Origin of the sequence: Pseudomonas graminis (genome assembly GCF_001705435.1) — a bacterium.
Lineage (GTDB): Bacteria > Pseudomonadota > Gammaproteobacteria > Pseudomonadales > Pseudomonadaceae > Aquipseudomonas > Aquipseudomonas graminis_B.
Genome location: NZ_MDEN01000037.1, coordinates 1 through 8,350, shown reverse-complemented (window position 1 = coordinate 8,350; position 8,350 = coordinate 1). Strand labels below are relative to the sequence as shown.

Below are 8,350 nucleotides of genomic sequence, written 5' to 3'. Positions count from 1 at the left end.
GTCGTTAGCTCAGTTGGTAGAGCAGTTGGCTTTTAACCAATTGGTCGTAGGTTCGAATCCCACACGACCCACCATTTCGAAAATCTGGAAGGCCCATGAAAATGCGGATTTCCAGATTTTTTTTTGCCTGTCTGAAAAGCAGTAGGGCGTGAGTAAAGCTGCGAACTGAGGCGATGCAACTGGGAACTGGGCACGACTATTCCCTCAGTTTCGCTGTGTGCCAGGCGACTGCAGCTTGTTGAAGCTGTCCACCTCCTTTCGCCCTGTGCATCCAATCATCTGATGCGCGCCGCATCTGACTGGCCGTCTACCGAAGCGCGATGTGATGCTTTTGTGGGTGACCCGTTCCAGCGACATCCGGATAGCTCAGCTGGCCTCGCTGGAAGTCGCAGACGTGCGGTATCCCAGCGGAGCCATCAAGCCTGAGGTGTAGTCGCGCGCAGACTTCACCACGGGCCGTCGGCCGCGCATTGTCTACCTGACCCCACCTACGATCCCTTCCTGCCTTGCTCCAACGATCGACCCAGTGAGAATTCGGCACGCCTTCGCGGTTGCGCTCTCATGGCGACATCAGTAATGATTGTTGGATCCAAGTGTGCGCAAGAATCGTAGTTGCCCCCTCCGCCTGCTTACACGGCGGGCTTTGGCAGCATCTTCACATCCTCGAATTTCGCCCCGTCAATACGGGCCAACATCTTCTCGGACGACAAACCAGTACAGGGAACGACATCAATGCAATCTAATTTCAGCAAAGGCGTTATTTTCGCGCTCTCCGCTGCCGCACTGAACGCAACCATTGGGGTGCTCAGCAAGGTGCTCATGAGCAATGGCTTCACTTCCAGCAGCGTTGCCGTCATCAAAACGATACTGGGGTGCATCCTGCTCTCGATCGTGCTGCTTTTTCTCAAGCGTCCGACCTCAGCCGCCAAATGGAGCCAGGCGGCGATCTGCGCGTTCCTAGGTATTTTCGTGCTGTTCCATTTCGAGACTTCCGCCTACCGGCATTACGCCGCTGCGGGTGTCGTCGTCGTACTCATGGCCAGTGCCTCAATTTCGTCGATCATTCTGGGGCGCCTGTTCCTGAAGGATCCCATCACTGCAAACGCAACCGTGGGTGCCGCACTTGCCATCTCAGGGATTGCAGTAATATTCGGCGCTGATTTGCAGCAGGGTTTCACGCTGGAAGGCGCAGCGCTGGCCTCCGTCGCAGGCTGTGGCTACGGAGCGTTTTCAGTTGCGATGAAAAAAATGGGTGTTTCAGGAGGCTTGCATTTCACTCGTCAACTGCTCTTCTTCGGCAGCCTGTACCTGCTGATGCCTGCCGCCGCCGATGGCTTCGTGATAGGCGAGCTGTCATCCATCGCGATTGCCGCATTGCTGGCGCTGGCCGCGCTGCCGACCATCCTCGGCTTTTTCTGCACGACCAAGGCCATCGAATACCTCAAGCCATCCCAGGTGCAAGCGCTTGAACTGACCGAACCGCTCTTCGCGGCACTGCTGGCATTTGTCGCCCTCAATGAAGTACCGCGCGAAAGCCTTTATCTGGGAGCGGCCCTGATCATCGCTGGTTTGTGTTTCTCCAACGAACTGATACGCCTGGGTCACAAAGCGCCGGCCCAGGCGGAGCGGGTCAGTCGCATTTAATGGGGATTCATTAGGGGCTGCATTGCCGAATGCCTTGGGCTAAGCGCGTTATGTCACGGGGGCTTGGAGCGAGTCTTACGCCCGCTTGTCTCTAACAATGGGTCGTAGGTTCGAATCCCACACGACTCACCATTTGAAAATCTGGAAGGCCCATGAAAACGGGGTTTTCCAGATTTTTTTGCCTGTCTGAAGGTAGGTGGTCGGGTTGAGTCAGTAAGTCAGAGCCTTCCAGCCCATCTCACGCCTTGCCTTGCGCACTGCCACTGCCTTGAGAAGACGCACCCGTATCGCTCCGGACGTTATACCGCTTGAGTGGCAACTGATCCGCTTTGGTTCCGTCATCCCACGCTATGGGGCCGAGCCCGTTTCTTTTGACGCGCGGTGTATAAGTGTTCGATTAGATGAGGGAGAGCAGCGTTTCCAGCTGACCGCGTTCCCACGTGCTCAGCAGCTCAAGGGGATCAGTGCCGTAACGCTGGCGGGCGTCAAACATATAGGCCCGGCCTTCGGGGCTGAGGCAGCGGTCGCAGTGGTCCAGGGCGTTGTGCTCTTTGTAAAACGTGATCAGCCAGCCATCGGCATCGACGGTCATCAGTCCGCTGTCGGTCTGGACTTGAGCGTTGCCGTCCACCCGACGCATCACCCGAATGCCGAGGGCAATGTCACGCAGGACCTGACAGGTGTCACGCGCAGTAAGAGGCTCTGCTGACAAATGGCTTTCCTCGGATGGCTCAGTTTGAAGGGCGGTTGCATGAAAATGCCTACCCAAGGCATGCGCCTGTGGCATCGATTTGATAGCCTCGCATCACTTTTTTGGAGAGATTTATGACCACAACCAGCCAATCCAGAATGGCGGCGCGGTACGGCGAGCCCGATGCGTCTGCGCTCACCACCTGGAACGATACCATCGATCAATTGCTCGACCATCGCAGCGTTCGCGCTTTCAGCACCGAGCCTCTGCCGGATGGGCTGGTGGAAACACTGGTCGCTGCTGCGCAGTCTGCAGCCACCTCTTCAAACCTGCAGGTCTGGAGCGTGGTCGCGGTGCGGGACACGGATCGCAAGGCGCGCCTCTCGGCGCTGGCCGGCAACCAGGCTTAGATCCGACAGGCGCCGCTGTTTCTGGTATGGCTTGCCGACCTTTCTCGCGTCTCCCGTGTAGCCGAGCAGCAGCACGCCGAACTGCACGCGCTTCCCTACCTCGAAAGCCTGTTGCTGGGCACGATAGATGCTTCGCTGGCGGCTCAAAACGCCGTTGTGGCACTCGAATCGTTGGGGCTTGGCAGCGTTTACATCGGCGCCATTCGCAATGACATCGAGGGGGTCGCCAAGGAGCTAGAACTGCCTCCACACGTTTACCCCGTATTTGGACTCTGCGTCGGCTATCCCTCCAGCGAACTGCCCGCGAAGGTCAAACCGAGGCTTCCACAGGCCGCGGTGCTTCACCACGAAACCTACGCGGCGGAGCCAGAGCCGGCCGCAGTCGCCGCGTATGATCAGCGGTTGGGGGCTTTCTACCAGCGCGAGGGGATGAGGGCAAACGGTTGGTCTGAACAAGTCGTCAACCGACTTCGTGACACCTCCAACCTCCATGGCCGTGAACATTTGGTTGAGCAATTGATCCGGATGGGGTTTGGCCTTCGCTGACGACGGGGCTCCAGGATTCAGCCATGGGGTCAGCACGCCTTGATTGCGCATCACAGATGCAGAGCCCAGTGTCAGCGCGGCGGGCAGGACGTCGTTTTGATCGTCGAAGCAATGAGGTCGCGCCGCCACAGGTGGGCGTCGACAGAACGCCGGAGATTATGAAACCCCGGCGCTCACGCTCAAGCCCCGCTTCGCGGCGGGCGCCACGGCTTTCGCATCCATCGCACCGACGGCGATTGAAACTGAAGCAATCATGCGGGCTTAGGTTCGCCCCCCCGACCAATCCCGCGGGTTGTCCTTCAAGTCAGATTTTCCACGGCCGATACAGAGGAAAGCTGCCGCGTATGCAGTCATGCGCTCAGCGATCCCTTCTAGTGAGCCGACGATGAACCCACTCAAACTCTTCAACCGATCCCGCGCGAACCGTCAGGAAGCGATCAGCATTAACTGCACCGCTGGTGAACTGGATCGTGCCTTGGCAGGCGTGCGTTCGGTTCCCGTTCTGGTGACGGGTTTCGTCTCTCCCCATCTGGACATCGATCAGGTCGCGGCGCGTATCAAACAGCGCTTTCCCGGCAGCGCGCTGAGCCTGTGCACCACCTCCGGCGAGCTGTGCAACAGTGCGACCGGTTTGTATTGTGCGACGGGCGATCGCTGGGACCGCATCGTCTTGCAGCTTTTCGAAAAAAGCGTGATTGCCTCCGCTGAAGTGGTGATGGTGCCGCTGGAATGCGAAGACATCCGCAGCGGCGGCAAGCGCATGGAAATGCGTGAGCGTATTGAAAAACTGGTCAACAATATCAAGCGTGCCCAGGTCAGCACGGCCATCGACCACCGCGACACCCTGGCCTATGTGGTGTTCGACGGCTTGTCGGCGTCCGAATCGTTCTTCATGGAAGCGCTGTACGAGTCCGGTCGCTTCCCATGCCTTTTTGTCGGCGGTTCGGCTGGTGGCAAGTCGGATTTCAAGAAGACGCTGATCCACGACGGCCAGCGCAGCTATCAGAATCATGCGCAGATTGTCTTCATCAAGACCGCTGCCGACATACGGTTCGGCGTGTTCAAAAGCCAGAACTTCAAACCCGCCGGGCTGACCTTCAGTGTCCTGACTGCGTCGGTCGAAGACCGCACCATCGACCAGGTGATCGACAGCCAGGGCAACATCATGAGCATGGTCCAGGCCCTGTGTAACGCCTTCAGTTGCGACGCTCACGCCCTGGAAAAGAACCTCGCGGAGTACTCCTTCGCCATTCGCGTGGGCAGCGAACTGTTCGTGCGATCGATCGCGCGCATCGACCATGCACAGCAAATCATTCAGCTGTTCTGCGACGTGGCCCCCGGCGAGGAGCTGGTGATGGTCAAGCGCACCCCGTTGCGCGAAGCCACCCAGGTGGATTACGAGCAATTCCTGCGCGGCAAGGGCGGGCAGCCCGTGGCGGCGATCCTCAACGACTGCATCTTGCGTCGGGCCAACAACGGCAAGGACCTGGGCAGCATGACCGGATTGTTCGGTGACGTGCCGGTGGTGGGGTTCTCGACCTTCGGCGAAATTCTCGGCCTGAACCTGAACCAGACGCTCACGGCGATCTTTTTCTTCCGGGTGGCAAAAGGCGCGTCATTCACGGATGAGTACGTGGACAATTTCATCGCCCACTACGGAGAGTTCAAGGCGTTTTTCCTGCGCCGCCAGCTGAAGAAGATGGTGGGTTTGAACCACGTCATCGTGAAGCAGATCGAGGCGTTCAAGCTCAACGATTTCAACAATGCGCTGGACACTCGCGGGCTGGATACCAAAGTGCTGCCCGTGTTCGAGGGCCTGGCCGCACTGGGTCGGGTCCTTGCCCAGGCCGGTCAGCAGCAGGAGGAGATGTCCACGCAAATCAAGCACTATTCCGGCGAGCTGCACCTGTCCATGGACGATCTGGCCGGAACGATTGACCAGCAGAATACCGTCTCGACAAACGCCGGCAATACCGTGGTAGCGCTGGTCAGCCAGGCGGACGAAGCGGTAGTCGGCGCACGAGCCCTTGCTGAATCGAGCCTGCGCATCCAGTCCATCGTGCAGGTTATTCAGCAGATCGCCGGACAGACCAATCTGCTGGCGCTCAACGCCGCGATCGAGGCCGCGCGGGCAGGGGACCTGGGCCGAGGCTTCGCCGTGGTCGCCGACGAAGTGCGCAAGCTGGCGGAAATCACCCGCAAAAACGCAGCGGAGATTGGCGTCGACATCGACCTGCTCTCCAGCGAGATTCAGCGGGTGGCGCAGCAGATCGAGGACCAGTCCACCGGCGTCGGCGCGTTGCGCGAAATGCTCGATTCCCTGGAACACTCGAACCAGGCCACCGAAGGCACGGCGCGGCGTACTAAAGCCATCGCCGATACCTTGACCGGCTTGACCCACGCCAGACCATGACCCACGATGCCTGATTGTCGGCGATAAACGACAGCATGGATCACGAGTGAGTTATGGCGAAAAGACCGTCGATAGAGCAGCGCCGCGAGTTCGGCAATTTCCTGTCCAGCCGGCGGGCGCGCCTTGATCCGAAGGACTTCGGTCTGCCGGAGGGGCCCCGGCGCACGCCGGGATTGCGCCGCGAAGAAGTGGCGGCGCTCGCCGGGGTCAGCGTCAGTTGGTACACCTGGCTTGAGCAGGGCCGTGACATTCAGCCCTCGCCGGACGCGCTGGAACGGATATCCAAAGTCCTCAAGCTCGACCGTGTGGAGTCCGCGCACCTGTACGCGCTTTCCGCGCTGGAAGTGCCGGTTGCTGCGACCGGCGGCGGGGTGACGGCCGGGCTGGAAATGCTGGTGCGCGCGATCAACCCGATTCCGGCGTATGTGCGCAACGCCCGACTCGACATCCTGGCGTGGAACGACGCCATCGCCGAGCTGTTCGTCGACTACGGTTCGTTGCAACCCCATGAGCGCAACACGCTGCGTCTGCTGTTTCTGTACATTCCGTACCGAACCATTATCCTGGATTGGGAGCAGATGGCGCGGGGCATGATCAGTGCGTTTCGGGCATCGCGCGCGTTGGCCCAGGACAAGGCACCGTTCGACAGCCTGATCGAAGAACTCTCGGCGCAGAGCCCCGAGTTCAAAGAGTGGTGGCAGGACACCGAGGTCAAAGGCTTCGAAGAGGGTCGCAAGCGCCTGCTGCACCCCATCAGCGGCCATATCGATTTCACCTACGTCGCATTGACGCCAGAAGGGCGGCCGGACCTGTCGCTGGTGACCTACATTCCCCGCCACACTGCCTATGACTCACGGTCATAGGATAACAACACGCCTTCCTGGCTATTTCGGGCTTGCCTAGAGTGACGGTCATCGCAGCGCACATGTGCTGCACCGACCGCCAACGAGGTAATCACGATGTCTGACCTGAGCACGATCTCCACCGCAAACGTCGCCACATCACGCAACCCGGCCACCGGTGAGCTGATCGCCACTTATCCCTTCCAGACGCAAAGTGACGTCGAGCAGTTGCTGGACGTGAACGCTGCGGCGTTTCGTCTGTGGCGCGCCACGCCGATGGCTGAGCGAGTGTCGGCTTACCGTCGTCTGGCAGCCATCCTCCGTGAGCGGTCGGAACCCTTCGCTGCGTTGATCACCGCTGAAATGGGCAAAACCCTGGCGGCGGCCCGTGGTGAAGTGGAGAAGTGCGCGGCCACGATCGAGTGGATTGCCGACAACGGCCCGGCGATTCTTGCCGATGAGCCGGTCAATGTAGACGGCGACGATGAAGTCCATGTGTCCTTTCTGCCGATCGGCACCGTGCTGGCGGTGATGCCCTGGAATTTCCCGCTGTGGCAGGTGATTCGTGCCTCCGGGCCCATCATGTTGTCGGGCAATGGCTTCATGCTCAAGCACGCGCCGAACGTCATGGGCTCGGCTTACGCGCTGCAAGAAGCCTACGAGGCGGCGGGCTTTCCAAAAGGGCTGTTCACCAACCTTATTGCCGACAACGACACCGTGGCCCGCACCATTGAAGACCCGCGCATCGCTGCAGTGACGCTGACGGGAAGCATGCGTGCAGGGTCTGCCGTGGCGGCCACCGCAGGCAAGGCGCTCAAGAAGAGCCTGCTGGAGCTGGGCGGTTCGGACGCCTTTATTGTGCTGGCCGACGCGAACATCGACCTTGCGGTGAAAGCCGCCGTCGAAGCGCGTTTCCAGAACGCCGGCCAGGTCTGTCTCGCGGCCAAGCGCTTCATTCTCGAGGCGCCGATCGCCGAGCAATTCACCCGCCAATTCGTTGCGGCGGTCGAACAACTGAAAGTGGGCGATCCGTTGGACAGCGCCATCAATGTCGGCCCGATGGCTCGTGCTGATCTGCGCGATGAGCTGGATGGTCAGGTTCAACGCACTATTGCAGCTGGCGCGACGTTGCTGCTGGGCGGGAAGAAAATCGACGGTCCCGGCAACTTCTATGCGCCTACCGTGCTGGCCGATGTGAAGCCAGGCATGGCCGCATTTGATGAAGAAACCTTCGGGCCGGTGGCCGCGATCACCATCGCCGCCAACGCCGAAGACGCTATCCTGCTGGCGAACACCAGTGACTACGGACTGGGCGGCAGCCTGTGGACCCAGGACATTCCGCGCGCGCAACGTATCGCCCGGCGTCTGGAAACCGGCGGCGTGTTCATCAATGGGTTTCCGGCCACTAACGCGCGCATCCCGGTGGGAGGCGTCAAAAAGAGTGGCTACGGTCGCGAACTGTCCCACTTCGGGTTGCGCGAATTCACCAACGCCCAGGCGGTGTGGGCCAAAAGCGTTGACTGAGAGTCAGTGAGCAGTACCCGCATGGGAGAAGCTGTGTCACCGCCCATGCTGCAAAAAAGCCGTCGCACCTGCGACGGCTTTTTCGTACCTACCATTTGGAAGGGCGCTTATCGATTCAACCGATCGGGTGCAGGTCAGCGGGTGCCAGGCCCACAAGCTCGATATGCGCAGCGCTCGCGTCAGCCACGATCAGGTTATCAGCGGTGAAAGTCTTGGCGACGTTCTTGTCGATACTGATCTCGAATCGGTTACCGTCAGCGTCCGCTTCGTAATCCTTGAG

Annotated in this window: 7 protein-coding genes; 6 read left to right on the top strand and 1 reads right to left on the bottom strand. The window is 59.9% G+C overall.

Going from position 1 to position 8,350, the window contains the following annotated elements; all coding sequences use genetic code 11:
- Positions 1-732 precede the first annotated feature (732 nt).
- Positions 733-1,644 carry a DMT family transporter gene (locus tag BBI10_RS00230; RefSeq protein ID WP_065986021.1) on the top strand — a complete coding sequence of 304 codons (912 nt, stop codon included), beginning with the start codon at positions 733-735 and terminating at the stop codon, positions 1,642-1,644.
- A 397-nt stretch (positions 1,645-2,041) separates the two neighbouring features.
- On the opposite strand, the gene BBI10_RS00225 is transcribed toward BBI10_RS00230, so the two are convergent.
- The gene (locus BBI10_RS00225; protein WP_065986020.1) at positions 2,042-2,356 is read right to left on the bottom strand and encodes a DUF7693 family protein; all 315 of its coding nucleotides are present in this window, start codon (positions 2,354-2,356) and stop codon (positions 2,042-2,044) included.
- Positions 2,357-2,469: 113 nt separating this feature from the next.
- On the opposite strand from BBI10_RS00225, the gene BBI10_RS27755 reads away from it, so the two are divergent.
- The 5 genes from BBI10_RS27755 (at position 2,470) to BBI10_RS00205 (ending at position 8,070) form a co-directional block, all read left to right on the top strand.
- A complete protein-coding gene (locus BBI10_RS27755; RefSeq protein ID WP_244160268.1) occupies positions 2,470-2,745 on the top strand; it encodes a nitroreductase family protein in 276 nt (91 codons plus the stop codon).
- A gap of 111 nt (positions 2,746-2,856) precedes the next feature.
- Positions 2,857-3,291: a nitroreductase family protein gene (locus BBI10_RS27750; protein ID WP_244160267.1), complete on the top strand. Its 435-nt coding sequence runs from the start codon at positions 2,857-2,859 to the stop codon at positions 3,289-3,291.
- A 385-nt stretch (positions 3,292-3,676) separates the two neighbouring features.
- Positions 3,677-5,704 carry an FIST N-terminal domain-containing protein gene (locus tag BBI10_RS00215; RefSeq protein ID WP_065986019.1) on the top strand — a complete coding sequence of 676 codons (2,028 nt, stop codon included), beginning with the start codon at positions 3,677-3,679 and terminating at the stop codon, positions 5,702-5,704.
- A 53-nt stretch (positions 5,705-5,757) separates the two neighbouring features.
- Complete coding sequence (locus BBI10_RS00210) at positions 5,758-6,567, top strand: helix-turn-helix transcriptional regulator (RefSeq protein WP_065986018.1); 810 nt, start codon at positions 5,758-5,760, stop codon at positions 6,565-6,567.
- 105 nt (positions 6,568-6,672) lie between these two features.
- A complete protein-coding gene (locus tag BBI10_RS00205; protein ID WP_065986022.1) occupies positions 6,673-8,070 on the top strand; it encodes an NAD-dependent succinate-semialdehyde dehydrogenase in 1,398 nt (465 codons plus the stop codon).
- The last annotated feature ends 280 nt before the right edge of the window (positions 8,071-8,350 follow it).